General features: G+C 58.6%; 25 protein-coding genes. 20 read left to right on the forward strand and 5 right to left on the reverse strand.

Translation table 11 applies throughout. The features are described from left to right. Nucleotides 1-226: 226 nt before the first annotated feature. The 19 genes from atpI to ACJ8MK_RS22055 all read left to right on the forward strand — a co-directional run bounded on the left by atpI (nt 227) and on the right by ACJ8MK_RS22055 (nt 18,184). Nucleotides 227-610 carry a F0F1 ATP synthase subunit I gene (gene atpI, locus ACJ8MK_RS21965; protein ID WP_004933796.1) on the forward strand — a complete coding sequence of 128 codons (384 nt, stop codon included), beginning with the start codon at nt 227-229 and terminating at the stop codon, nt 608-610. A gap of 22 nt (nt 611-632) precedes the next feature. Beyond that, entirely contained in the window at nt 633-1,412 is a 780-nt protein-coding gene (gene atpB, locus ACJ8MK_RS21970) for a F0F1 ATP synthase subunit A (protein WP_025160299.1), read from the forward strand. 49 nt (nt 1,413-1,461) lie between these two features. After that, nucleotides 1,462-1,701 carry a F0F1 ATP synthase subunit C gene (atpE, locus tag ACJ8MK_RS21975; RefSeq protein WP_004093904.1) on the forward strand — a complete coding sequence of 80 codons (240 nt, stop codon included), beginning with the start codon at nt 1,462-1,464 and terminating at the stop codon, nt 1,699-1,701. A 57-nt stretch (nt 1,702-1,758) separates the two neighbouring features. Next, nucleotides 1,759-2,229, forward strand: coding sequence for a F0F1 ATP synthase subunit B (atpF, locus tag ACJ8MK_RS21980; RefSeq protein WP_004933804.1), 471 nt, complete (start codon nt 1,759-1,761; stop codon nt 2,227-2,229). Between the two features lie 14 nt (nt 2,230-2,243). After that, the gene (atpH, locus tag ACJ8MK_RS21985; protein WP_033649565.1) at nt 2,244-2,777 is read left to right on the forward strand and encodes a F0F1 ATP synthase subunit delta; all 534 of its coding nucleotides are present in this window, start codon (nt 2,244-2,246) and stop codon (nt 2,775-2,777) included. A 12-nt stretch (nt 2,778-2,789) separates the two neighbouring features. Further along, entirely contained in the window at nt 2,790-4,331 is a 1,542-nt protein-coding gene (atpA, locus tag ACJ8MK_RS21990) for a F0F1 ATP synthase subunit alpha (RefSeq protein WP_004933808.1), read from the forward strand. Nucleotides 4,332-4,390: 59 nt separating this feature from the next. Further along, complete coding sequence (atpG, locus tag ACJ8MK_RS21995; protein WP_004933811.1) at nt 4,391-5,254, forward strand: F0F1 ATP synthase subunit gamma; 864 nt, start codon at nt 4,391-4,393, stop codon at nt 5,252-5,254. A 32-nt stretch (nt 5,255-5,286) separates the two neighbouring features. Then, nucleotides 5,287-6,669: a F0F1 ATP synthase subunit beta gene (gene atpD / locus ACJ8MK_RS22000; protein ID WP_004933813.1), complete on the forward strand. Its 1,383-nt coding sequence runs from the start codon at nt 5,287-5,289 to the stop codon at nt 6,667-6,669. A gap of 20 nt (nt 6,670-6,689) precedes the next feature. Continuing rightward, complete coding sequence (locus tag ACJ8MK_RS22005; RefSeq protein ID WP_004933814.1) at nt 6,690-7,109, forward strand: F0F1 ATP synthase subunit epsilon; 420 nt, start codon at nt 6,690-6,692, stop codon at nt 7,107-7,109. Between the two features lie 290 nt (nt 7,110-7,399). Next, complete coding sequence (gene glmU, locus ACJ8MK_RS22010; protein ID WP_033649564.1) at nt 7,400-8,773, forward strand: bifunctional UDP-N-acetylglucosamine diphosphorylase/glucosamine-1-phosphate N-acetyltransferase GlmU; 1,374 nt, start codon at nt 7,400-7,402, stop codon at nt 8,771-8,773. A 149-nt stretch (nt 8,774-8,922) separates the two neighbouring features. After that, on the forward strand, nt 8,923-10,752 hold the full coding sequence (glmS, locus tag ACJ8MK_RS22015; protein WP_033649563.1) for a glutamine--fructose-6-phosphate transaminase (isomerizing): 1,830 nt from the start codon (nt 8,923-8,925) through the stop codon (nt 10,750-10,752). 335 nt (nt 10,753-11,087) lie between these two features. Then, entirely contained in the window at nt 11,088-12,128 is a 1,041-nt protein-coding gene (pstS, locus tag ACJ8MK_RS22020) for a phosphate ABC transporter substrate-binding protein PstS (RefSeq protein ID WP_033636519.1), read from the forward strand. Between the two features lie 91 nt (nt 12,129-12,219). Beyond that, nucleotides 12,220-13,176 (forward strand): phosphate ABC transporter permease PstC, encoded by a 957-nt coding sequence (pstC, locus tag ACJ8MK_RS22025; RefSeq protein WP_442518058.1) that lies wholly within the window; start codon nt 12,220-12,222, stop codon nt 13,174-13,176. Nucleotide 13,177: 1 nt separating this feature from the next. Continuing rightward, on the forward strand, nt 13,178-14,068 hold the full coding sequence (pstA, locus tag ACJ8MK_RS22030) for a phosphate ABC transporter permease PstA (RefSeq protein WP_033636520.1): 891 nt from the start codon (nt 13,178-13,180) through the stop codon (nt 14,066-14,068). A 54-nt stretch (nt 14,069-14,122) separates the two neighbouring features. Further along, nucleotides 14,123-14,893: a phosphate ABC transporter ATP-binding protein PstB gene (pstB, locus tag ACJ8MK_RS22035; RefSeq protein WP_016929614.1), complete on the forward strand. Its 771-nt coding sequence runs from the start codon at nt 14,123-14,125 to the stop codon at nt 14,891-14,893. Between the two features lie 11 nt (nt 14,894-14,904). Next, nucleotides 14,905-15,639, forward strand: a complete 735-nt coding sequence (phoU, locus tag ACJ8MK_RS22040; RefSeq protein WP_033636521.1) for a phosphate signaling complex protein PhoU — start codon at nt 14,905-14,907, stop codon at nt 15,637-15,639. 168 nt (nt 15,640-15,807) lie between these two features. Further along, nucleotides 15,808-16,647, forward strand: coding sequence for an ABC transporter substrate-binding protein (locus ACJ8MK_RS22045; RefSeq protein WP_033653945.1), 840 nt, complete (start codon nt 15,808-15,810; stop codon nt 16,645-16,647). Nucleotides 16,648-16,728: 81 nt separating this feature from the next. After that, complete coding sequence (locus ACJ8MK_RS22050) at nt 16,729-17,442, forward strand: amino acid ABC transporter permease (protein WP_025304748.1); 714 nt, start codon at nt 16,729-16,731, stop codon at nt 17,440-17,442. Between the two features lies 1 nt (nt 17,443). Then, nucleotides 17,444-18,184 carry an amino acid ABC transporter permease gene (locus ACJ8MK_RS22055; protein WP_041037335.1) on the forward strand — a complete coding sequence of 247 codons (741 nt, stop codon included), beginning with the start codon at nt 17,444-17,446 and terminating at the stop codon, nt 18,182-18,184. Here ACJ8MK_RS22055 and yieH read toward each other — a convergent pair. Together yieH and ACJ8MK_RS22065 are read right to left on the reverse strand one after the other, a co-directional pair. Further along, on the reverse strand, nt 18,181-18,849 hold the full coding sequence (gene yieH / locus ACJ8MK_RS22060) for a 6-phosphogluconate phosphatase (RefSeq protein ID WP_041037333.1): 669 nt from the start codon (nt 18,847-18,849) through the stop codon (nt 18,181-18,183). The genes ACJ8MK_RS22055 and yieH overlap by 4 nt on opposite strands. A 46-nt stretch (nt 18,850-18,895) precedes the next feature. Then, nucleotides 18,896-19,300 (reverse strand): NUDIX hydrolase, encoded by a 405-nt coding sequence (locus ACJ8MK_RS22065; protein WP_039568291.1) that lies wholly within the window; start codon nt 19,298-19,300, stop codon nt 18,896-18,898. Nucleotides 19,301-19,534: 234 nt separating this feature from the next. Here ACJ8MK_RS22065 and ACJ8MK_RS22070 point away from each other — a divergent pair, with 234 nt between their 5' ends. Continuing rightward, entirely contained in the window at nt 19,535-20,872 is a 1,338-nt protein-coding gene (locus ACJ8MK_RS22070) for an NCS2 family permease (protein WP_033636524.1), read from the forward strand. 35 nt (nt 20,873-20,907) lie between these two features. Here ACJ8MK_RS22070 and ACJ8MK_RS22075 read toward each other — a convergent pair whose 3' ends face one another. The 3 genes from ACJ8MK_RS22075 to ACJ8MK_RS22085 all read right to left on the reverse strand — a co-directional run bounded on the left by ACJ8MK_RS22075 (nt 20,908) and on the right by ACJ8MK_RS22085 (nt 23,491). Further along, nucleotides 20,908-21,960 carry a hypothetical protein gene (locus ACJ8MK_RS22075; RefSeq protein ID WP_060431121.1) on the reverse strand — a complete coding sequence of 351 codons (1,053 nt, stop codon included), beginning with the start codon at nt 21,958-21,960 and terminating at the stop codon, nt 20,908-20,910. Nucleotides 21,961-22,037: 77 nt separating this feature from the next. Continuing rightward, on the reverse strand, nt 22,038-22,604 hold the full coding sequence (locus tag ACJ8MK_RS22080) for an NADPH-dependent FMN reductase (RefSeq protein WP_025304752.1): 567 nt from the start codon (nt 22,602-22,604) through the stop codon (nt 22,038-22,040). A 161-nt stretch (nt 22,605-22,765) separates the two neighbouring features. Continuing rightward, the gene (locus ACJ8MK_RS22085) at nt 22,766-23,491 is read right to left on the reverse strand and encodes a 4'-phosphopantetheinyl transferase family protein (RefSeq protein WP_033653948.1); all 726 of its coding nucleotides are present in this window, start codon (nt 23,489-23,491) and stop codon (nt 22,766-22,768) included. Nucleotides 23,492-23,572: the final 81 nt, after the last annotated feature.

A 23,572-nucleotide genomic window follows, 5' to 3' on the forward strand; every position in this document is an offset into this window, starting at 1 on the left:
ATAATCAGACAATTAAATGCGCCCTATTATTCCGACCGTTTTCTTGTGAAAATAGGCTGGAATAGGGAAATTTAAATAATTGTTCACCTTTTCGCTACTTATCGATTGAATTCGTTGGTATGCCCCGTATAATTTGCTCGTTTTTTGCTGCTTGACTCTGGACAGCAAAAACAGTTGTATACGTCACTCAGCATACCCCCTCTGGGGTACGGAGAGAACAAACGTCATGTCTGTGTCCCTTTACAGCGGGAAAGTCGCACGCAAACTGCTGTTTTTGCAGTTAATGACTTTTGTTCTGATCAGCGTTGCTTTCTGGCTGAAAAGCCCGGAATGGAGCGCTTCGGCGCTGGCAGGCGGTCTCGCCGCCTGGTTGCCGAGTGCAATGTTTATGCTGTTTGCCTTGCGCCATCAGGCGCAAACGCCGGCGCCCGGTAGGGTTGCCTGGTCGTTCGCCATCGGCGAGGGGCTAAAGGTCGTGATCACCATCGTTTTGCTGATCGTGGCGCTGGGGGTGTTCAAGGCGGAGTTTATACCGCTTGGCCTGACCTATTTAGCGGTGTTAGTGGTGCAGATAGTGGCACCGGCCGTGATTAACAGTTACCGAACTTAACTAAATAAGGGTAAGAGGCATCATGTCTGCAGGAGAAGTCTTGACTCCACAGGAGTATATCGGTCACCACCTGACGCAGCTTCAGGTCGGGACTGGGTTTTGGTCGATTAACCTCGACTCGATGTTTTTCTCCGTCGTCCTCGGGGCGCTCTTCCTGGTGATCTTCCGCAAAGTGGCCAAAAACGCCACCAGCGGCGTGCCGGGTAAACTGCAAACCGCCGTGGAGCTGGTGGTCGGTTTCGTCGACAGCAGCGTGCGCGACATGTACCACGGCAAGAGCAAGGTCATTGCGCCGTTGGCACTGACCGTGTTCGTCTGGGTGTTCCTGATGAACCTGATGGACCTCATCCCGGTTGACTTCCTGCCTTATCTCGGCACCCACGTTCTCGGTCTGCCTGCGCTGCGCGTCGTGCCTACCGCCGACGTGAACGTCACGCTGTCTATGGCGCTGGGCGTGTTTATCCTGATTCTGTTCTATAGCATCAAAATGAAAGGCGTTGGCGGGTTCGTTAAAGAGTTGACCATGCAGCCGTTCAACCACCCTGTATTCATTCCTATCAACCTGATTCTTGAAGGTGTCAGCCTGCTGTCCAAACCTGTTTCACTGGGTCTGCGACTGTTCGGCAACATGTATGCGGGTGAGTTGATCTTCATCCTGATTGCCGGCCTGTTGCCGTGGTGGTCACAGTGGGTCCTGAGCTTGCCTTGGGCTATCTTCCACATCCTGATCATTACGCTTCAAGCCTTTATTTTCATGGTTCTGACGATCGTCTATCTGTCGATGGCGTCTGAAGAGCACTGATTTTCTTAAAACACTTGCACTTTTAAACTGAAACAAACTGGAGACTGTCATGGAAAACCTGAGTATGGATCTGCTGTACATGGCTGCCGCTGTGATGATGGGTTTAGCGGCAATCGGTGCTGCGATCGGTATCGGCATCCTGGGTGGTAAATTCTTGGAAGGCGCTGCTCGTCAGCCTGACCTGATTCCTCTGCTGCGTACACAGTTCTTTATCGTTATGGGTCTGGTCGACGCCATCCCGATGATCGCTGTAGGTCTGGGTCTGTACGTGATGTTCGCCGTCGCGTAAGTAGAGCAACCCTCTACGACGTAACCAAACTATTAACTTTTAAAGAGGCATTGTGCTGTGAATCTTAACGCAACAATCCTCGGCCAGGCCATCGCGTTCGTTCTGTTTGTCTGGTTCTGCATGAAGTACGTATGGCCGCCGATCATGGCTGCCATCGAGAAACGTCAGAAAGAAATCGCTGACGGCCTCGCTTCTGCAGAGCGTGCCAAAAAAGATCTGGACTTAGCGCAAGCCAATGCGACCGACCAGCTGAAAACTGCTAAAGCGGAAGCTCAGGTGATCATCGAGCAAGCGAACAAACGCAAAGCTCAGATCATGGATGAAGCGAAAGCCGAAGCCGAGCAGGAACGTAACAAAATCGTGGCGCAGGCTCAGGCTGAGATCGAAGCCGAACGTAAGCGCGCTCGTGAAGAGTTGCGTAAGCAAGTCGCGATGCTGGCAATTGCCGGCGCCGAGAAGATCATCGAACGTTCCGTGGATGAAGCTGCTAACAGCGACATCGTTGATAAACTGGTCGCTGAACTGTAAGGAGGGAGGGGCTGATGTCTGAATTTGTCACTGTAGCTCGCCCCTACGCCAAAGCAGCTTTTGACTTTGCCGTTGAGCACCAAAGCGTAGAGCGCTGGCAGGAAATGCTGGCGTTTGCGGCTGAAGTCACTCGCAATGAACAGATTTCTGAACTGCTGTCTGGCGCGGTCGCGCCAGAAACGCTGTCCAAGACGTTCATCGCGGTTTGTGGCGATCGGCTCGACGAACATGGCCAGAACTTTATCCGCGTAATGGCCGAAAATGGACGTTTACTGGTTCTTCCTGCCGTGCTGCAGCAGTTCATCGAACTGCGCGCCTCGCTGGAATCCACCGTCGAAGTCGAAGTGCTCTCTGCGAGCGCGCTGAGCGACGAACAGCAGGCGAAAATCGCCGCTGCGATGGAAAAACGTCTGTCACGCAAAGTTAAGCTGAATTGCAAAATTGACAAGTCTGTACTGGCCGGCATCGTTGTTCGCGCCGGCGATATGGTGATTGATGGCAGCGTTCGCGGTCGTCTTGAACGCCTGACAGACGTCTTGCAGTCTTAAGGGGACTGGAGCATGCAACTGAATTCCACCGAAATCAGCGAACTGATCAAGCAGCGCATTGCTCAGTTCAATGTAGTGAGCGAAGCTCACAATGAAGGTACTATCGTTTCCGTCAGCGACGGGATCATCCGCGTACACGGCCTGGCCGAAGTTATGCAGGGCGAAATGATCGCGCTGCCTGGCAACCGTTACGCAATCGCATTGAACCTGGAGCGCGACTCCGTCGGTGCCGTGGTTATGGGTCCGTACGCGGATCTGGCCGAAGGCATGAAGGTTAAATGCACCGGCCGTATCCTGGAAGTTCCAGTCGGTCGTGGTCTGCTGGGCCGCGTAGTTAACACCCTGGGCGCGCCAATCGACGGCAAAGGCCCGATTGAGAACGACGGTTTCTCTCCGGTAGAAGCTATCGCGCCAGGCGTTATCGAGCGTCAATCCGTTGATCAGCCGGTTCAGACTGGCTACAAATCCGTTGACGCCATGATTCCAATCGGCCGTGGCCAGCGTGAGCTGGTGATCGGTGACCGTCAGACCGGTAAAACCGCGCTGGCGATCGATGCGATCATCAACCAACGCGACTCCGGCATCAAATGCGTTTACGTGGCTATCGGCCAGAAAGCGTCCACCATCGCTAACGTGGTGCGCAAACTGGAAGAGCACGGCGCACTGGCCAACACCATCGTGGTGGTGGCGACCGCTTCCGAATCCGCTGCACTGCAATACCTGGCGCCATACGCCGGTTGCGCAATGGGCGAATACTTCCGTGACCGCGGTGAAGATGCGTTGATCGTGTACGATGACCTGTCCAAACAGGCCGTTGCTTACCGCCAGATTTCCCTGCTGCTTCGTCGTCCGCCAGGTCGTGAAGCTTACCCAGGCGACGTATTCTACCTGCACTCCCGCTTGCTGGAGCGTGCAGCGCGCGTTAACGCCGAATACGTTGAAGCCTTCACCAAAGGTGAAGTTAAAGGCCAAACCGGTTCACTGACCGCTCTGCCGATCATTGAAACCCAGGCGGGTGACGTTTCCGCGTTCGTTCCGACCAACGTAATCTCGATTACCGATGGTCAGATCTTCCTGGAATCCAACCTGTTCAACTCCGGTATTCGTCCGGCAGTTAACCCGGGTATCTCCGTATCCCGTGTTGGTGGCGCCGCGCAGACCAAGATCATGAAGAAACTGTCCGGCGGTATCCGTACCGCGCTGGCGCAGTATCGTGAACTGGCTGCGTTCTCCCAGTTCGCATCCGATCTGGACGACGCGACCCGCAAACAGCTGAGCCACGGTCAGAAAGTGACCGAGCTGCTGAAACAGAAACAGTATGCGCCGATGTCGGTCGCACAACAGTCTCTGGTGCTGTTTGCCGCAGAACGCGGTTACCTGAACGACGTCGAAGTCGCCAAAGTGGTGAGCTTCGAAGCCGCGCTGGTCGCCTATGCGGACCGCGAGCACGCCGAGCTGCTGAACCACATCAACCAAACTGGCAACTTCAATGATGAGATCGAGGGCAAGTTGAAAGACATCCTCGAGACCTTCAAGAAAACCCAGTCCTGGTAACGCCGAACGGTCCTGCTGTTGAAAGACAGCAGGCCGTCTGGCACTGAGGAGAAGCAGAGATGGCCGGCGCAAAAGAGATACGTAGTAAGATCGCTAGCGTGCAAAACACGCAAAAGATCACTAAAGCGATGGAAATGGTCGCCGCCTCCAAAATGCGTAAATCGCAGGATCGCATGGCGGCCAGCCGTCCTTATGCAGAGACCATGCGCAAAGTGATTGGTCACCTTGCGTTAGGGAATCTGGAGTACAAGCACCCGTACCTGGATGAGCGTGACGTTAAGCGCGTCGGGTATCTGGTGGTGTCTACTGACCGTGGTCTCTGCGGCGGCTTGAACATCAACCTGTTCAAAAAGCTGCTGGCGGAGATGAAAGCCTGGTCCGAAAAAGGCGTCGAAACCGATTTGGCGCTGATTGGCTCTAAAGCGGCCTCTTTCTTTGGTTCCGTGGGTGGCAACGTGGTTGCCCAGGTGACCGGCATGGGGGACAAACCTTCCCTGTCGGATCTGATCGGGCCGGTGAAAGTGATGCTGCAGGCCTACGACGAAGGTCGTTTGGACAAGCTGTACATTGTCAGCAACAAATTTGTTAATACGATGTCCCAAGAGCCGCAGGTGCTTCAGCTGCTGCCGTTACCGCCAGCCGATGACGAAGAGCTGAAGAAAACGCCTTGGGATTACCTGTATGAACCCGATCCAAAAGTGCTGCTTGATACCTTGCTGCGCCGCTATGTGGAGTCGCAGGTTTATCAGGGCGTCGTGGAAAACCTGGCCAGCGAGCAGGCCGCACGAATGGTCGCGATGAAAGCCGCAACCGATAACGGCGGTAGCCTGATCAAAGAGCTGCAGTTGGTATACAACAAGGCGCGTCAGGCCAGCATCACTCAGGAACTCACCGAGATCGTTTCGGGAGCCTCCGCGGTTTAAGCTAGGTTTACGAATTACGTAGAGGATTCAAGATGGCTACTGGAAAGATTATCCAGGTAATCGGCGCCGTGGTGGACGTCGAGTTCCCTCAGGATGCCGTACCGAAAGTGTACGACGCCCTTGAGGTAGAAAACGGCACCGAAAAACTGGTGTTGGAAGTTCAGCAACAGCTGGGCGGTGGCGTGGTTCGCTGTATCGCAATGGGGACCTCCGATGGTCTGCGTCGCGGTCTGAAAGTGAACAACCTGGACCACCCGATTGAAGTGCCGGTGGGTAAAGCTACCCTGGGCCGTATCATGAACGTATTGGGTCAACCGATCGACATGAAAGGCGACATCGGCGAAGAAGAGCGTTGGGCGATTCACCGCGCGGCGCCAAGCTACGAAGAGCTGTCCAGCTCCCAGGAACTGCTGGAAACCGGTATCAAGGTAATGGACCTGATTTGTCCGTTCGCCAAGGGCGGTAAAGTGGGTCTGTTCGGCGGTGCGGGCGTGGGTAAAACCGTAAACATGATGGAGCTGATCCGTAACATCGCGATCGAGCACTCCGGTTATTCCGTGTTTGCGGGTGTGGGCGAGCGTACTCGTGAGGGTAACGACTTCTACCACGAAATGACCGACTCCAACGTTCTGGACAAAGTATCCCTGGTTTACGGCCAGATGAACGAGCCACCGGGTAACCGTCTGCGCGTTGCGCTGACCGGTCTGACCATGGCGGAGAAATTCCGTGACGAAGGCCGTGACGTTCTGCTGTTCGTTGACAACATCTACCGTTACACCCTGGCCGGTACCGAAGTGTCCGCACTTCTGGGCCGTATGCCATCCGCGGTAGGTTATCAGCCAACGCTGGCGGAAGAGATGGGCGTTCTGCAAGAACGTATCACCTCGACCAAGACCGGTTCCATCACTTCCGTACAGGCCGTTTACGTTCCTGCGGATGACTTGACTGACCCGTCACCAGCCACCACCTTTGCGCACTTGGACGCAACCGTGGTACTGAGCCGTAACATCGCTTCTCTGGGTATCTACCCGGCCGTTGACCCGCTGGATTCCACCAGCCGTCAACTGGATCCGCTGGTCGTTGGCCAGGAGCACTACGACGTAGCGCGTGGCGTGCAGTCCATTCTGCAACGCTACCAGGAACTGAAAGATATCATCGCGATCCTGGGTATGGACGAGCTGTCTGAAGAAGACAAACTGGTCGTATCCCGTGCGCGTAAGATCCAACGCTTCCTGTCTCAGCCGTTCTTCGTGGCAGAAGTCTTCACCGGTTCTCCGGGCAAGTTCGTATCGCTGAAAGACACCATCCGTGGTTTCAAAGGCATTATGGACGGCGACTATGACCACCTGCCGGAGCAGGCGTTCTACATGGTTGGCACCATTGAAGAAGCAGTGGAAAAAGCCAAGAAACTGTAACGCCTTGAGAGGAGGGTGATATGGCTATGACTTACCATCTGGATGTAGTCAGCGCGGAAAAACAGATGTTTTCCGGCCTGGTGCAGAAGATCCAGGTGACAGGCAGCGAAGGTGAACTGGGGATCTTCCCTGGCCATGCGCCGCTGCTGACTGCCATCAAGCCTGGCATGGTGCGTATTGTTAAGCAGCACGGTGAAGAAGAGTTCATCTACCTGTCCGGCGGCATCCTCGAGGTGCAGCCGAGCGTGGTTACCGTGCTGGCGGACACTGCTATCCGTGGTACTGACCTCGACGAAGCGAGAGCGTTGGAAGCTAAGCGTAAAGCTGAAGAACACATTCGCAGCTCTCATGGCGATGTCGACTATGCTCAGGCATCCGCTGAACTGGCGAAAGCGATCGCGAAACTGCGCGTTATCGAGCTCACCAGAAAAGCGATGTAATGTTTGGGTGCCCGTCACCCAACTTTAAGAAAGCGGCCTATAGGGTCGCTTTTTTTTTACTTTAAAATAAGCATTTCAGCCCGGCGGGCGGTGTGGTGTATAACCCCTGATATCGGGAAATAAACGTCGCCGATCGCCGACAGTTTTTTCGTCCCGGCGCCGAATTGGCCACGATAGCGGCAGGCCAAGGCCCACGCGGCCTGCGCCGGGTTCGTGATGAGAAATATGTAGTAATATTGTCGCTAAACGGTTTTACTTTCGTCTATCAAAATGGAGTTATCAGGTTGCTTATGTCGAACAGCGCAATGAGCGTGGTTATCCTCGCCGCGGGCAAGGGAACACGCATGTATTCCGATCTTCCCAAGGTTTTACATCCGTTGGCCGGTAAGCCGATGGTGCAACACGTCATTGATGCCGCGATGAAACTGGGCGCGCAACATGTTCACCTGGTATACGGCCACGGCGGCGATCTGCTGAAAAGCACGTTGACTGACGGCGCGCTGAACTGGGTGCTGCAGGCCGAGCAATTGGGTACCGGCCATGCAATGCAGCAGGCCGCGCCGCACTTTGCCGACGATGAAGACGTGCTGATGCTGTACGGCGACGTGCCGTTGATCTCCGTGGATACGCTGCAACGCCTGCTGGCGGCCAAACCGCAGGGCGGTATCGGTCTGCTGACGGTCAAGCTGGACGATCCGAGCGGCTACGGCCGCATCGTGCGCGAGCAGGGCAACGTGGTGGGCATCGTCGAACACAAGGATGCCAGCGAGGCACAGCGCCAGATCAACGAGATCAATACCGGCATCCTGGTGGCGAACGGGCGCGATCTGAAGCGCTGGCTGGGGATGTTGAATAACGACAACGCACAGGGCGAGTTTTACATTACCGATATCATTGCGTTGGCCCATGCCGACGGCAAGAAAATCGAAACCGTGCACCCGTCGCGCCTGAGTGAAGTGGAAGGCGTGAACAACCGCCTGCAGCTGGCGACCCTGGAGCGCGTCTTCCAGTCGGAACAGTCTGAAAAGCTGCTGTTGGCCGGCGTGATGCTGCTGGATCCGGCGCGTTTTGACCTGCGCGGGGAACTTGTTCACGGCCGCGACATCACTATTGATGCGAATGTGATTATCGAAGGTCACGTCAAGCTGGGCGACCGGGTGAAAATCGGCGCCGGCTGCGTGCTGAAAAACTGCGTGATCGGCGATGACTGCGAGATCAGCCCTTACAGCGTGCTGGAAGACAGCGTGCTGGAAGCCGACTGCACCGTGGGGCCGTTCGCCCGCCTGCGCCCTGGCGCGGAGCTGGCGGCAGGGGCCCACGTCGGCAACTTCGTGGAAATGAAAAAGGCGCGTTTGGGCAAAGGCTCCAAGGCCGGTCACCTCAGCTACCTGGGCGATGCCGAAATCGGCGATGACGTGAATATCGGCGCCGGCACCATCACCTGCAACTACGATGGCGCCAACAAGCACAAGACGCTGATCGGCGACGGCGTGTTCGTCGGTTCCGATACTCAGCTGGTGGCGCCGGTGTCGGTCGGCAAAGGCTCCACCATCGCCGCCGGCACCACGGTGACGCGCGATATCGCCGAGAACGAACTGGTGCTGAGCCGCGTCAAGCAGGTGCACATTCAGGGCTGGCAACGCCCGGTGAAGAAGAAATCATAGTGTGTTTTGCGTTGGGCTCCGTTCAGAGCCCAATACAAAACATAATAACCCCCACCATCTACAGGCTCGGGGACGCACGGTAAAACCGGCAAAAATCAGGTCAAGACATCGAAAGCGCCCATGAAGGGCGTTCATTAGGAATACAACTGATGTGTGGAATTGTAGGCGCAGTAGCGCAACGTGATATCGCAGAAATCCTGTTGGAAGGTTTACGCCGTCTCGAGTACCGCGGTTACGACTCCGCCGGTCTGGCGGTGGTCGACGAAAAAGGCAACGTCAGTCGCCTGCGTCGCGTAGGCAAGGTGCAAAAACTGGCCGAAGCGGCGGAGCAGACCGATCTGCACGGCGGTACCGGCATCGCTCACACCCGCTGGGCAACGCACGGTGAACCGACCGAAGCGAACGCGCACCCGCATGTTTCCGACTACATTACCGTGGTGCATAACGGCATCATCGAAAACCACGAACCGCTGCGCGAACTGCTGATCGAACGCGGTTACCGCTTCAGCTCCGAAACCGACACCGAAGTGATCGCGCACCTGGTGCACTGGGAACAACAACAGGGCGGCACGTTGCTGGAAGTGGTTCAGCGCGTGATCCCACAGCTGCGCGGCGCTTACGGCACCGTGGTGATGGACAGCCGCGATCCGAGCGTATTGGTCGCGGCGCGCTCCGGCAGCCCGCTGGTTATCGGCCGCGGCGTCGGGGAAAACTTTATTGCTTCCGATCAGCTGGCGCTGCTGCCGGTCACCCGCCGCTTCATCTTCCTGGAAGAAGGCGACGTGGTGGAAGTGACTCGCCGCACCGTCAACATCTTCGACAAGCAGGGCAACGCCATCGAGCGCCCTGAAATCGAATCCCAGGTGCAGTATGACGCCGGCGACAAGGGCGCTTACCGTCACTACATGCAAAAAGAGATCTACGAACAGCCGCTGGCGCTGAAAAACACCCTGGAAGGGCGTTTCAGCCATGGCCAAATCAACCTGAGCGAGCTGGGCCCGCGCGCCGACGAGCTGCTGGCCAAGGTGCAGCACGTGCAGATCATCGCCTGCGGGACTTCTTACCACTCCGGTATGGTGGCGCGCTACTGGTTCGAAGCGCTGGCCGGCGTGCCGTGCGACGTCGAGATCGCGTCCGAATTCCGTTACCGCAAATCGGCGGTGCGTCCGGGCAGCCTGATCATCACCCTGTCGCAGTCCGGCGAAACTGCCGATACGTTAGCGGCGCTGCGCTTGTCCAAAGAGCTGGGTTATCTCGGTTCGCTGGCCGTTTGTAACGTGGCCGGCTCTTCGCTGGTGCGCGAATCGGATCTGGCGTTGATGACCAAAGCGGGCACGGAAATCGGCGTGGCCTCGACCAAGGCCTTCACCACGCAGCTCACCGTGCTGTTGATGCTGGTGGCGCGTCTGGGCCGCCTGAAAGGCATGGCGGAAAGCGTGGAGCAAGAGATCGTGCATGGCCTGCAGGCGCTGCCGGCGCGTATCGAGCAGATGCTGTCGATGGATAAAGAGATCGAAGCGCTGGCGGAAGGGTTCTCCGACAAGCACCATGCGCTGTTCCTCGGCCGCGGCGATCAGTATCCAATCGCCATGGAAGGGGCGCTGAAGCTGAAAGAGATCTCCTATATTCACGCCGAAGCCTATGCGGCGGGTGAGCTGAAACACGGCCCGCTGGCGCTGATCGACGCCGATATGCCGGTGATCGTGGTGGCGCCGAACAACGAACTGCTGGAAAAGCTGAAGTCCAACATTGAAGAAGTGCGCGCGCGCGGCGGCCAGCTGTACGTGTTCGCCGATCAGGACGCCGGCTTCGTCAGCAGCGAAGGCATGACCATCATTCCTCTGCCGCACGTCGAGGAAATCGTGGCGCCGATCTTCTACACCGTGCCGTTGCAGCTGCTGTCTTACCACGTGGCGCTGATCAAAGGCACCGACGTTGACCAGCCGCGCAACCTGGCGAAGTCTGTCACCGTAGAGTAATCTGCCGCAGGTAAACTGCAAAAGCCGGCCTTTGCGCCGGCTTTTTTCATGAGCGGCCTTAAAGATGACAGCGCGACCGATTCGGCGATAAACATTGTCATATTCAAGCGGATAGGCCGCGCCAAACCGTTTTTTTATTGCACGTCAAGTGCGCTGTTTTTTGACTAATTAATTGATTTTTAAAGAAACAAACGCCTCTCTGGCGTGCTGTAATATAACTGTCATATTGCGTACATTTTTCTGTCACCAAACTGTCCTATTTTCCCTCCTGCAGCAATACTTACTCTGATTAAAACGACTCGAAGTCGATTTTAAATATCCCATTAGGAGGGATTATGAAACTGATGCGTACCACCGTCGCCAGTATTGTGGCAGCGACCTTCTCCCTGACCACCGTGTCCGCGTTCGCTGCTGCCAGCCTGACCGGTGCAGGTGCGACATTCCCCGCTCCGGTTTACGCCAAGTGGGCAGATTCTTATCAGAAAGAAACCGGCAACAAAGTTAACTATCAGGGCATCGGCTCCTCTGGCGGCGTGAAGCAAATCGTGGCCAACACCGTTGACTTTGGCGCCTCCGACGCCCCGCTGTCTGACGACAAACTGGCGGCCGACGGCCTGTTCCAGTTCCCGACCGTAATCGGCGGCGTGGTGCTGGCCGTGAATATCCCGGGCATCAAATCCGGCGAACTGACGCTGGACGGCAAAACCCTGGGCGATATCTACCTGGGCAACGTCAAAAAGTGGAACGACCCGGCAATCACCAAGCTGAACCCAGGCGTGAAACTGCCTGACCAGAACATCGCCGTGGTGCGCCGCGCCGACGGTTCCGGCACCTCGTTCGTGTTCACCAGCTACCTGTCCAAGGCCAATGCGCAGTGGAAAGAGAAGATCGGCGCCGGTTCTACCGTTAACTGGCCGACCGGTCTGGGCGGTAAAGGCAACGACGGCATCGCCGCCTTCGTTCAGCGTCTGCCTGGCTCTATCGGCTACGTAGAATACGCTTACGCCAAGCAGAACAACCTGGCTTACACCAAGCTGGTATCCGCCGACGGTAAACCGGTCAGCCCGACCGAAGAGAGCTTCAGCAACGCGGCCAAAGGCGTGGATTGGAGCAAGACCTTCGCCCAGGATCTGACTGACCAGAAAGGCGACAACGTGTGGCCAATTACATCCACCACCTTCATCCTGGTGCACAAAGAGCAGAAAAACCCTGCTCAGGGCGCCGAAGTGCTGAAGTTCTTTGACTGGGCTTACAAAACCGGTGCCAAGCAGGCTAACGAGCTGGATTACGCCACCCTGCCGGCAGAAGTGGTTGAGCAGGTGCGCGCGGCCTGGAAAACCAACGTAAAAGACAGTTCAGGCAAAGCGCTGTACTAACAACGCAGGGGCGCGGGTTCGCCGCGCCCCACACAGTTCTTCAGGCTCCGATCCCGGTTGGGGCTGCCAGGGTTCAAACAGAGAGTAATCTATGGCTGAGTACAAGCCGACCATCAAAGCACCGGGCAAAAACGGTGACATCATTTTCAGCGCGCTGGTGAGACTGGCTGCGCTGATTACCCTATTGTTGCTGGGCGGCATCATTGTTTCGCTGATCTTCGCCTCCTGGCCAAGCATGCAGAAATTCGGCTTCGCCTTCCTGTGGACCAAAGAGTGGGACGCGCCGGCGGAGCAGTTCGGCGCGCTGGTGCCGATCTACGGCACCGTGGTCACCTCGCTTATCGCGCTGATCATCGCCGTGCCGGTGAGCTTCGGCATCGCGCTGTTCCTGAACGAGCTGGCGCCGAACTGGCTGAAGCGGCCGCTGGGCATCGCCATTGAGCTGTTGGCGGCCATCCCCAGCATCGTTTACGGCATGTGGGGCCTGTTCGTGTTCGCGCCGCTGTTCGCCGAATACTTCCAGACGCCGGTCGGCGAAGTGCTGTCGGGCATTCCGATCGTCGGCGAGCTGTTCTCCGGCCCGGCCTTCGGCATCGGCATTCTGGCCGCCGGGGTGATCCTGGCGATCATGATCATTCCTTACATCGCGGCAGTCATGCGCGACGTGTTCGAACAGACCCCGGTGATGATGAAAGAGTCGGCCTACGGCATCGGCTGCACCACCTGGGAAGTCATCTGGCGCATCGTGCTGCCGTTCACCAAAAACGGCGTCATCGGCGGCGTGATGTTGGGCCTGGGCCGTGCGCTGGGGGAAACCATGGCGGTGACCTTTATCATCGGCAACACCTACCAGCTCGACAGCGCTTCGCTGTACATGCCGGGCAACAGCATCACCTCGGCGCTGGCCAACGAATTCGCCGAAGCCGAGTCCGGCGTGCACACCGCCGCGTTGATGGAGCTGGGCCTGATTCTGTTTGTTATCACCTTTATCGTGCTGGCGCTGTCGAAACTGATGATCATGCGTCTGGCCAAGAATGAGGGGCGTTAACATGGCGACGATGGATATGCAAAACGCAGTCGTTCTGGCGGAAAGCCGCCGCAAAATGCAGGCCTGGCGCCGGCAGAAAAACCGTCTCGCGCTGTTCCTGTCGATGGCGACCATGGTGTTCGGGCTGTTCTGGCTGATCTGGATCCTGATCGCCACCGTGACCAAAGGCTTCGACGGCATGTCGCTGGCGTTGTTCACTGAAATGACCCCGCCGCCGAACACCGCAGGCGGCGGTCTGGCCAACGCCATCGCCGGCAGCGGCCTGTTGATCCTGTGGGCGACCATCTTCGGCACGCCGCTGGGCATCATGGCCGGCATCTACCTGGCAGAATACGGCCGTAAATCCTGGCTGGCGGAAGTGATCCGCTTTATCAACGACATCCTGCTGTCCGCACCGTCGATCGTGGTGGGCCTGTTCGTTTACACCATCGTGGTGGCGAAGATGGAACACTTTTCCGGCTGGGCCGGCATCGTCGCGCTGGCGCTGCTGCAGGTGCCGATCGTCATTCGCACCACCGAGAACATGCTGAAGCTGGTGCCGGATACGCTGCGCGAGGCCGCTTATGCGCTGGGCACGCCGAAATGGCGCATGATTTCCGCCATCACGCTGAAGGCGTCGGTGTCCGGCATCATCACCGGCGTGCTGCTGGCGATTGCGCGCATCGCAGGGGAAACGGCGCCGCTGCTGTTCACCTCGCTGTCGAACCAGTTCTGGAGCACCGACCTGATGCAGCCGATCGCCAACCTGCCGGTGACCATCTTCAAATTCGCCATGAGCCCGTTCGCCGAATGGCAACAGCTGGCCTGGGCCGGGGTGCTGTTGATCACCCTGTGCGTACTGTTACTGAATATCCTGGCGCGCGTGATTTTCGCCAAGAAAAAGCATTCATAAAATTTTGAGCGCCGCTTTGGCGGCGCTGATGAAAAGAGAGAAGTCTTGATGAGTATGGTTACTGACGCTTCCAGCAGCAAAATTCAGGTACGCGATCTGAACTTCTACTACGGCAAATTCCATGCGCTGAAGAACATCACGCTGGATATCGCCAAGAACAAGGTCACCGCGTTTATCGGCCCGTCCGGCTGCGGCAAATCCACCCTGCTGCGCACCTTCAACAAGATGTACCAGCTGTACCCGGAACAGCGCGCGGAAGGCGGCATCCTGCTGGACGGCCAGAACATCCTGACCGACAACTCGGATATCGCGCTGCTGCGCGCCAAGGTCGGCATGGTGTTCCAGAAGCCGACGCCGTTCCCGATGTCGATTTACGACAACATCGCCTTCGGCGTTCGCCTGTTTGAAAAGCTGTCGCGCGCCGATATGGACGAGCGCGTGCAGTGGGCGCTGACCAAGGCGGCGCTGTGGAACGAAACCAAGGACAAGCTGCACCAGAGCGGCTACAGCCTTTCCGGCGGCCAGCAGCAACGCCTGTGCATCGCCCGCGGCATCGCCATTCGCCCGGAAGTGCTGTTGCTGGATGAGCCTTGCTCGGCGCTGGATCCGATCTCCACCGGCAAGATTGAAGAGCTGATCAGCGAGCTGAAGGCCGATTACACCGTGGTGATCGTAACCCACAATATGCAGCAGGCGGCGCGCTGCTCCGACTCCACCGCATTTATGTATCTGGGCGAGCTGATCGAGTTCAGTGATACTGATAACCTGTTCACTGCGCCGCAGAAAAAGCAGACTGAAGACTACATCACTGGCCGTTATGGTTGATAGGAAGCATCATGGATAACCTGAATTTAAACAAACACATTTCCGGCCAGTTCAACGCAGAGCTTGAGCATATCCGCACCCAGGTGCTGACCATGGGCGGGCTGGTGGAGCAGCAGCTGACCGACGCCATCACCGCGATGCACAATCAGGATGGCGAGCTGGCCAAGCGAGTTATCGAAGGCGACGCCAAGGTCAACATGATGGAAGTGGCGATCGACGAAGCCTGCGTGCGCATCATCGCCAAGCGCCAGCCGACCGCCAGCGATCTGCGCCTGGTGATGGCGATCATCAAAACCATTTCCGAGCTGGAACGCATCGGCGACGTGGCGGACAAAATCTGCCGCACCGCGCTGGAGAAGTTCTCGCACCAGCACCAGCCGCTGCTGGTCAGCCTGGAATCGCTGGGGCGCCACACCGTGCAAATGCTGCACGACGTGCTGGACGCCTTCGCGCGCATGGATCTGGACGAGGCGATCCGTATTTACCGCGAAGATAAAAAGGTCGACCAGGAATACGAAGGCATCGTGCGTCAGCTGATGACCTATATGATGGAAGACTCACGCACCATTCCGAGCGTGCTGACCGCGCTGTTCTGCGCCCGTTCTATCGAGCGCATCGGCGACCGCTGCCAGAACATCTGCGAATTTATCTTCTATTTCGTCAAAGGACAGGATTTCCGTCATTTGGGCGGCGACGCCCTGGAAAAGCTGCTCTCCCCGGGCGGTAAAGACGACAAAGCCGACTGACCCTTTCCGGGTAATATCCTTCAAAGGCGCGGTTTCCCGCGCCTTTATTCCATCTTAAGTTCTTAAAGACAAAAAGGTTATAAATATAGCTTTTTATATTATTTCCTGACCTATGTGGCGCTTGCTAGCTTATCCGCCAGCAGGACATCAACCACTTAGGAGCTCTCTATGAAACATCGCGCTTTGGCCTTAACGTTGTTAGCCAGTCTGACCGGCCTCGCCGCCGGCGCCGCGCACGCGGACAAACTTGACGATATCAAGCAAGCCGGCGTGGTGCGTATCGCGGTGTTCGACAGCAACCCGCCGTTCGGCTACATCGATCCGCAGAGCAAGAAGCTGGTGGGCTACGATGTGGACGTCGCCGATGCGATCGGCAAAGCGCTGGGGGTAAAAGTGGAGCTGCGCGCCACCAACCCGGCCAACCGTATTCCGCTGCTGGTGTCGAAGAAGGTTGACCTGATTGCCGCCAACTTCACCATTACCGACGAGCGCGCCAAGGAAGTGAACTTCAGCGTGCCGTACTTCGCCACCGGCCAGAAATTCATCGCCCGCAAAGGCGTGCTGAAAACCCCGGAAGACATCAAAAAGCTGCGCATCGGCGCGGACAAGGGCACGGTGCAGGAAATCACCCTGCGCGAGCGTTTCCCGACGGCGAAAGTGATCTCCTACGATGACACCCCGCTGGCGTTTGTGGCGCTGCGCAACGGCAACGTGCAGGCGATCACCCAGGACGACGCCAAGCTGGTCGGCCTGCTTGGCAACCTGCCGGCGGCGCAGAAGGCGGAATTTGAAATTTCACCGTTCAGCCTGACCAAAGAGTACCAGGGCGTCGGCATTCCCAAGGGCGAAGATCGCCTGACCGCCGCGGTGAACGAGACGCTGATCAAGCTGGAAAAAGACGGCGAAGCGGTTAAGATTTACGATCGCTGGTTCGGGCCGCAAACCCAATCCGCCCAACCGCGCGGCGATTTCAAAATCGCGCCTTTGGATCAGCAACCGAAAGCCTGATTTAACCGCTCGCGGTGAGATCGGCACGGAGGGGCGCAGCTTGCTGCGCCCCTGATGCATTCTGCAAGACAAGGATTGAACATGAACCTGGACTGGCTGCTGGCGCCGCAATACCTGAGCTGGCTGTGGCACGGCTTTCTGCTGACTCTGTGGCTTTCCGCCTGCGCGGGCCTGGCGGCCACGCTGCTGGGCTTCGTACTGGCGGCGATGCGCGACAGCAGCCTGCGGCCGTTGCGTTGGCTGGCGATGGGCTACAGCTCGCTGTTTCGCAATACGCCGCTGCTGGTGCAGCTGTTCTTCTGGTACTTCGCCGCCGGGCAGATCCTGCCGTCCGCCGCCATGCAGTGGCTGAACAGCTCACATCAGGTCGGCCCGCTGGAATGGCCGTCGTTCGAGTTTCTCGCCGGTTTCTTCGGCCTGACGCTCTACTCCACCGCCTTTATCGCCGAAGAGATCCGTTCCGGCATTCGCGGCGTCGCCGGCGGGCAGAAATATGCCGCGCAGGCGCTGGGGCTGACCGGCTGGCAGGCGATGCGCTACGTGGTGCTGCCGCAGGCGCTGAAAATCGCGCTGCCGCCGCTGCTGGGGCAATACATGAACGTGATCAAAAACTCGTCGCTGACCATGGCGATCGGCGTGGCCGAACTCTCTTACGCCTCGCGTCAGGTCGAAACCGAAACCCTGCGCACCTTCCAGGCGTTCGGCGTGGCGACGGTGCTGTATATCGCCATCATCGCGCTGCTGGAAGGCTGGGGCATGTGGCGCCAACAGCGTAAACCGCTGGGAGGGCATTGAGATGGATTTCAGCGTAATTCACGATAACCTGGGCTACCTGCTGTGGGGTACCTGGCCGGATGGTCCATTAGGCGGCGCGGCGCTGACGTTAGCGATCAGCCTGATGGCCGGCGTCGCCTCGGCGGCGCTCGGCACCTTGCTCGGCGTGGCGCTGGCGATGTCGCGCGGCGTCGCTGCCGGATTGCTGGCGGCGGTGCTGGGCTTTTTCCGCGCCATACCGGTCATCATGCTGATCTTCTGGACCTATTTCCTGCTGCCGATGGTGTTTGGCGTAGAGATCCCGGAAATCACCACCGTGGTGTGCGCGCTGGCGCTGATCGCCTCGGCCTATCTGGCCCATGCGGTGAAGGCCGGCATCGCCGCGATCGGCCCCGGCCAGTGGCAGGCCGGGCTTTCCCTGGGGCTGACCCGCTGGCAGACGCTGCGCATGATCGTGCTGCCGCAGGCGCTGCGCATGATGGTGCCGTCGTTCATCAACCAGTGGATATCCCTGATCAAAGACACCTCGCTGGCTTATATCGTCGGCGTTGGCGAACTGACCTTCCTGGCGACCCAGGTCAACAACCGCAGCATGGTCTATCCGATGGAAGTGTTCCTGTTCGTGGCGCTGGTCTATTTCGTGTTCTGCCTGGCGCTCGATCTGCTGGCCAACGCGGTCAACCGCCGCTTCGGCGCGCAAACTCGCGCGCTGAAACGGTCGTGGCGCTGGTGGCGCAACAAGCCGCCGTTGCCGGCCAGTTAATCGGCCGTCAGCCGCCAGCCGCGTTCGCGCCACAGCGCGGGCAGCTGGGCCAGGTCGTTAAACGTCGTCACCAGCGGGTGGTCGATCGGCGGGTTATGCGGATCGGCGCAGAAGTAAAAGACCGGGATGCCGGCATTGATACCAGCCTGCGCGCCGGCAGGCGAGTCATCTACCAGGATGCAGCGCGTTACCGGCACCTGCATCTGTTCGGCGGCGTGGAATACGATCGCCGGATCCGGCTTCCAGCGCTGAATGTCATAGCCGCTGAACAACCGGTCATCAAAATAAGGCAGCATGCCGGTCAGGCCGAGCGAGTGCTGCATCTTGCTGACCGGTCCGTTGGAGACGGTGCAGACAGGCACCGTCACCTGCGCCAGCAGCTCGCGGGCGCCGGCAATCTGCTGTAGTTCGCTGTCGAACAGCCGCGCCACTTCCTGCCGATACAGCGGCTCCAGCGCCTCTTTTGCCAGGTCAGTGCCCTGCTCGGCGTTGACCCGATCGATGATCTCGTACAGCTTCACCCCTTTGTATTTCTTGAACACCTCTTCCAGCGACAGATGAATGCCGTAGCGGGCGAACATGTGCACATAGGCTTTGCTGCACAGCACTTCGCTGTCCACCAGCGTGCCGTCGCAGTCGAACAAAATGCAGTCAATCTGATTCATGCGGGACAGGTTCCTTCGGGTTAACGGCGCTGAGGCCGCTCAGCGATCACTTGATCAGGTTACGCGCCTTGAGATCGTGCAAAATCAGCGCGGCGACGTGTGAGCAGTGCGGTAAATCGCGGCTGTCGCACCACCTCAGTTCGGCGATTTCGGCGGCCGGCTGCAGCTGCCCGATAACGTCGGCCTGATAGCAGCGAATGCGCACCTGGGTGCCGTCCTGCTTGCCGTCCGCCGGGCCGGCGAACTCGCCGTAAAACGCGATGGAGCTCGGCTGCAGCGCGACGGTCAGCTCTTCGTCGATTTCGCGGCACAGCGCCTGTTCGTCGGTTTCGCCCGCTTCGCGCTTTCCGCCCGGCATATAAAACAGCGTTTTATTGTGTGAACGCACCAGCGCCACTTTGTCATCTTTCAGCGCGATCAACGCGAGCTTATCGATAAAGGTTGAAGACATGCGGATTCCTGTTTTTTCGCGGGTAGGGTAAGAGATGCGATAGGTCATTTTATCGGCCGTGTCGGCAAACGGCAACGCAGCGGACGGCAACGGGGGATGAAAGCCTGTAAATACAAGCCGTTGACGCATTTAGCCGTAAAGACGGCGAAAAAAACCTGTGACCGGCGTCAAAAGCCCCACTTTTTGTTATAGGATAGCCGGCGACTGTCCATTCCCATTTTCGGAATTCTGATAATGACCAAACCAGTATCTGGCCTTGACGCTGAGCAAGGCTTGCTTGGGCGCGTGTTTAAACTCAAGCAACATGGCACGACGGCGCGTACGGAAACGATTGCCGGTATCACCACCTTCCTTACCATGGTGTATATCGTGTTCGTTAACCCGCAAATTTTGGGCGCGGCGGGCATGGATACCCAGGCGGTATTTGTCACCACCTGTTTGATCGCCGCTTTCGGCAGCATCTTTATGGGCCTGCTGGCGAACCTGCCGGTGGCGCTGGCGCCGGCGATGGGCCTGAACGCCTTCTTCGCCTTCGTGGTGGTCGGGGCGATGGGCATCTCCTGGCAGGTGGGCATGGGCGCCATCTTCTGGGGGGCGGTCGGCCTGCTGCTGCTGACCATTTTCCGCATCCGCTACTGGATGATCGCCAACATTCCGGTCAGCCTGCGGGTCGGCATCACCAGCGGCATCGGCCTGTTCATCGGCATGATGGGGCTGAAAAACGCCGGCATCGTGGTGGCCAATCCGGACACGCTGGTGACCATCGGCAGCCTGACCTCGCACAACGTGCTGCTGGGCGCGCTCGGCTTCTTCATCATCGCCGTGCTCTCTTCGCGCAACTTCCACGCGGCGGTGCTGGTGTCGATCGTGGTCACCACCCTGATCGGCTGGATGCTGGGCGACGTGAAATACGGCGGCCTGTTCTCCCTGCCGCCGAGCATCACCTCGGTGGTGGGCCAGGTCGACGTGGCCGGCGCGCTGAACATCGGGCTGGCCGGGATCATCTTCTCGTTTATGCTGGTGAACCTGTTTGACTCTTCGGGCACCTTGATCGGCGTCACCGATAAAGCCGGCCTGACCGACAACCAGGGCAAGTTCCCGCGCATGAAGCAGGCGCTGTACGTCGACAGCATCAGCTCGGTGGCCGGTTCGCTGGCGGGCACCTCTTCCGTGACCGCTTACATCGAAAGTTCGTCCGGCGTCGCCGTCGGCGGCCGCACCGGTTTGACGGCGGTGGTCACCGGCCTGCTGTTCCTGCTGGTGATCTTCCTGTCGCCGCTGGCGGGCATGGTGCCGGCTTACGCCGCCGCCGGCGCGCTGATCTACGTCGGCGTGCTGATGACCTCCAGCCTGGCGCGGGTGAAGTGGGACGATCTGACCGAAGCGGTACCGGCGTTTGTCACCGCGGTGATGATGCCGTTCAGCTTCTCGATCACCGAAGGCATCGCGCTCGGCTTTATCTCCTACTGCGTGATGAAGCTCGGCACCGGCCGCTGGCGTGAAATCAGCCCGTGCGTGGTGGTGGTGGCGCTGCTGTTCGTGCTGAAGATCGTCTTCGTCGACGGCCATTGACCGCCAAAGGGCCGACGCCTGTCGGCCCTGAACCCCTAGGCGCCCGGCGTCGCATCCGGCACCTTACCCAACACCCACTGCAACGGCCGCTTGAAGCGCGCCTGCCAACTGCCGGCGGCATCCTCTCCCTGGGCGAAGTGCAGCGTTTCTACCTGATTATCCTCTCCGAACAGATTGGCGAAGTGCAACGCCAGCGCCTGCTCGCTGAAATTCTGCCGATCGTAATACGCCATCACGATTTTCTTTTGCGCCGCCAGCGACTGCTGGGCCGGCTTGATCTCGCCGTTGGGGGCGATCAGCAGCGCGCCGGCGTAAAACTGCGGGTACTTCGCGATCAGGTTGGCGGCGTGCAGCGCGCCCTGGCCGCGGGCGCTGAGGTAAATCCGCCGGGGATTCAGCTTTAGCTGCGGAGCCAGCTGTTGCAGCGTACGCTGAATGGCGGTTTGGGTGCTCTCGTCGCTGTAATTCGACCAGCGGAAACTGTTTTCCGACAGCATCTGCGTGCCGTTGAGCTCGATGTAGGCCACGCCCATTTCGCCGAACAGCAGCCGTTCTTCGGGGCTGATGGCGGCGGCTTTGCCGTAGGTATGCAGGAAGATCACCGTTGGCCAGCCTTCGGGCGGCGCTTCGCCGTCCGGCATCGCGTAGCTGGCCTTGCCTTCATAGTGGCGGGCGTGCTGCAGATAGCGCGCTTTGGTGGCGGCCAGGATCGATTGGTAGGTGGCGGAGTGCTGGATGCTGTTGAAGGCGTCGTCCTCCAGCAGGTTGTAGTAGTACCACAGGCCGCGGTCGGCGCTCAGCTGCAGGTAGCGCTCCGCCAGCTCGGTTTGCCCTTTCTCCGCCGATGACACCGCCAGCTGGTAGGGCGCCCAGACGTTGCGGCCGTCTTCGCGCATCAGCGTCAGGTACAGCGACATGGCGCCCAGCTTTTTATCTTCCTGGTTTTGCGCGGATCGCGACAGCTGGGCGTTGAGCGCGCTGTGTGCCGGCAGCTCCAGCGGCTCTTCACCGGCGGGATAACGCATCTCTGCTGCGAAAGCGGGACTGGTGATGGAAACAAAAAATAACGCTAAAATGAAAAAATACATGATGCTATGGCTTTAATTTTCAATGAATTGATGGACTTCATGTCCTGTTGCGGCGCCTAAGGGGCGCCGCGAGACCTTCACTCCACGCGGCGAATAAAATCGCTGAACGCGGACAGCTGGCCGGTCAGAAAATCCAGCGTTCCCTGATCGCTCAGTTCACCGGCCTGTTCGTCGACCTTGCTCTGGATCACGCCGCCCATAAACTCAGGCTTGTTCATTACCATCGCATCGAGGAACACCAGGATCTGGCGCAGATGGTATTGGCAGCGCGCGCCGCCGATCGGCCCCATCGAGCTGGTCTGAATGGCGACCGGCTTGCCGGCCAGCGGCTGATTCGGCAAGCGAGACAGCCAGTCGATGGCGTTCTTCAACCCGCCGGGCACGGAATAGTTATATTCAGGGGTGACGATGATCACGCCGTCGGCCTGGCGGATCTGTTCGGCGATCGCCTCGACCGCGGCAGGGAAGCCTTCACCCTGTTGCATGTCGGCGTCGTACAGCGGGATATCGCGGATGGAGGGCAGCGCTTCAATGGTGACGCCCTGTGGAGCCAGGCCTGGCAGGGCGCGGGCCACCATGGCGTTGTAGGAGCCTTTGCGCAGGCTGCCGAGCAGAGTGACGATTTTTAAGGCTTGGTCTGACATGGTGATTCTCCCTTTCGAATGAGCAGATTCAGCGTACAACATGGGCGAATAGTAGGCTAAAGCGCTGGTCGAGAATAGGCGATTGCTCAACATTTAGCTGTCTTTACAATTTAATCCAGCAACTCGTGCGGTAAAGACAGCGTTATCCGTTTTGCGCTGCGTTAACCGGGCGTCTTCAGGCCCGTCAGTTTAACGAAGCGTGAGGACGCCGCCGGGCTGCGCGGCGAGATTTCCCCGTCTTTCTGCAGGCCGCCGCGCTCTTCGTAGCGCCAGCACAGCAGGCGATCCAGGCCGGGGCTGCCGGCGCAGGCCCAGCTCAGGTATTCGTCGGCGTCGCTCATCACCTGAACGTCCGGCGTGGCGCTGGAGCGCAGGTGGCCGGAGAAGGGATGCAGACGCAGCGTAGACTGGCCGCTGTTGCCGAGGCCGGAAATTTTCAGCACGCTTTGCCGAATGCTCCACAGCTGAGTCTCCGCCTCCAGCCGATCGTCCTGCGCGCTGATCCAGGCACTTTCCGCCGGCGTCTGATGCGCGTGTTGCAGCGCGCTTTGCCGGGTGCCGCGCGCCCGCATCACTTCGATATCCAACCCGACTTTGCCCTCGTCGCTGAGCAGCACGCCCACGGTGTTGCTGGCGTAAGCGAGGCTGAAATCGGGCAACTGATGATCGGCGAAACAGGGGCGGCCGGTCGGCGTGGTGGCGATGGGGGGCAGCGTCGGCAGGCCGTACAGGTAGAACATCATTTCGGCGAGCAGAATGCGCCCTTGCAGGAAGCGCGTGCGGCGTTTAACGGAAAAGGTGCGAGTGGCGGCTATCACTTCGTCGGCGAGTCTCTGGGTATCCAGGACGGCGGAGGCCGGGGTCCATCGGGCAAAATGACACGCCATTGTTCGCTCCATGACAGAGGGTCGCTAAGAACGCAGGGGTGTTAGATTAAGACTAAGTTGAGGATTTATCATCAAAAAACG

The sequence above is a fragment of the Serratia sp. CY38905 genome (assembly GCF_052168875.1).
Classification (GTDB): Bacteria; Pseudomonadota; Gammaproteobacteria; order Enterobacterales; family Enterobacteriaceae; genus Serratia; species Serratia sarumanii.

Bases quoted from the DNA above. Each gene is read 5' to 3' on its own strand.
- ACJ8MK_RS22055 (WP_041037335.1), top strand. From the start codon at position 17,444: ATGGATTTCAGCGTAATTCACGATAACCTGGGCTACCTGCTGTGGGGT.
- atpD (WP_004933813.1), top strand. From the start codon at position 5,287: ATGGCTACTGGAAAGATTATCCAGGTAATCGGCGCCGTGGTGGACGTC.
- ACJ8MK_RS22005 (WP_004933814.1), top strand. From the start codon at position 6,690: ATGGCTATGACTTACCATCTGGATGTAGTCAGCGCGGAAAAACAGATG.
- atpA (WP_004933808.1), top strand. From the start codon at position 2,790: ATGCAACTGAATTCCACCGAAATCAGCGAACTGATCAAGCAGCGCATT.
- pstC (WP_442518058.1), top strand. From the start codon at position 12,220: ATGGCTGAGTACAAGCCGACCATCAAAGCACCGGGCAAAAACGGTGAC.
- ACJ8MK_RS22065 (WP_039568291.1), bottom strand. From the start codon at position 19,300: ATGTCTTCAACCTTTATCGATAAGCTCGCGTTGATCGCGCTGAAAGAT.
- pstA (WP_033636520.1), top strand. From the start codon at position 13,178: ATGGCGACGATGGATATGCAAAACGCAGTCGTTCTGGCGGAAAGCCGC.
- atpH (WP_033649565.1), top strand. From the start codon at position 2,244: ATGTCTGAATTTGTCACTGTAGCTCGCCCCTACGCCAAAGCAGCTTTT.
- ACJ8MK_RS22070 (WP_033636524.1), top strand. From the start codon at position 19,535: ATGACCAAACCAGTATCTGGCCTTGACGCTGAGCAAGGCTTGCTTGGG.
- pstB (WP_016929614.1), top strand. From the start codon at position 14,123: ATGGTTACTGACGCTTCCAGCAGCAAAATTCAGGTACGCGATCTGAAC.
- glmS (WP_033649563.1), top strand. From the start codon at position 8,923: ATGTGTGGAATTGTAGGCGCAGTAGCGCAACGTGATATCGCAGAAATC.
- pstS (WP_033636519.1), top strand. From the start codon at position 11,088: ATGAAACTGATGCGTACCACCGTCGCCAGTATTGTGGCAGCGACCTTC.
- glmU (WP_033649564.1), top strand. From the start codon at position 7,400: ATGTCGAACAGCGCAATGAGCGTGGTTATCCTCGCCGCGGGCAAGGGA.
- atpI (WP_004933796.1), top strand. From the start codon at position 227: ATGTCTGTGTCCCTTTACAGCGGGAAAGTCGCACGCAAACTGCTGTTT.
- phoU (WP_033636521.1), top strand. From the start codon at position 14,905: ATGGATAACCTGAATTTAAACAAACACATTTCCGGCCAGTTCAACGCA.
- atpG (WP_004933811.1), top strand. From the start codon at position 4,391: ATGGCCGGCGCAAAAGAGATACGTAGTAAGATCGCTAGCGTGCAAAAC.
- ACJ8MK_RS22075 (WP_060431121.1), bottom strand. From the start codon at position 21,960: ATGTATTTTTTCATTTTAGCGTTATTTTTTGTTTCCATCACCAGTCCC.
- ACJ8MK_RS22080 (WP_025304752.1), bottom strand. From the start codon at position 22,604: ATGTCAGACCAAGCCTTAAAAATCGTCACTCTGCTCGGCAGCCTGCGC.
- yieH (WP_041037333.1), bottom strand. From the start codon at position 18,849: ATGAATCAGATTGACTGCATTTTGTTCGACTGCGACGGCACGCTGGTG.
- ACJ8MK_RS22085 (WP_033653948.1), bottom strand. From the start codon at position 23,491: ATGGCGTGTCATTTTGCCCGATGGACCCCGGCCTCCGCCGTCCTGGAT.
- ACJ8MK_RS22045 (WP_033653945.1), top strand. From the start codon at position 15,808: ATGAAACATCGCGCTTTGGCCTTAACGTTGTTAGCCAGTCTGACCGGC.
- atpB (WP_025160299.1), top strand. From the start codon at position 633: ATGTCTGCAGGAGAAGTCTTGACTCCACAGGAGTATATCGGTCACCAC.
- ACJ8MK_RS22050 (WP_025304748.1), top strand. From the start codon at position 16,729: ATGAACCTGGACTGGCTGCTGGCGCCGCAATACCTGAGCTGGCTGTGG.
- atpE (WP_004093904.1), top strand. From the start codon at position 1,462: ATGGAAAACCTGAGTATGGATCTGCTGTACATGGCTGCCGCTGTGATG.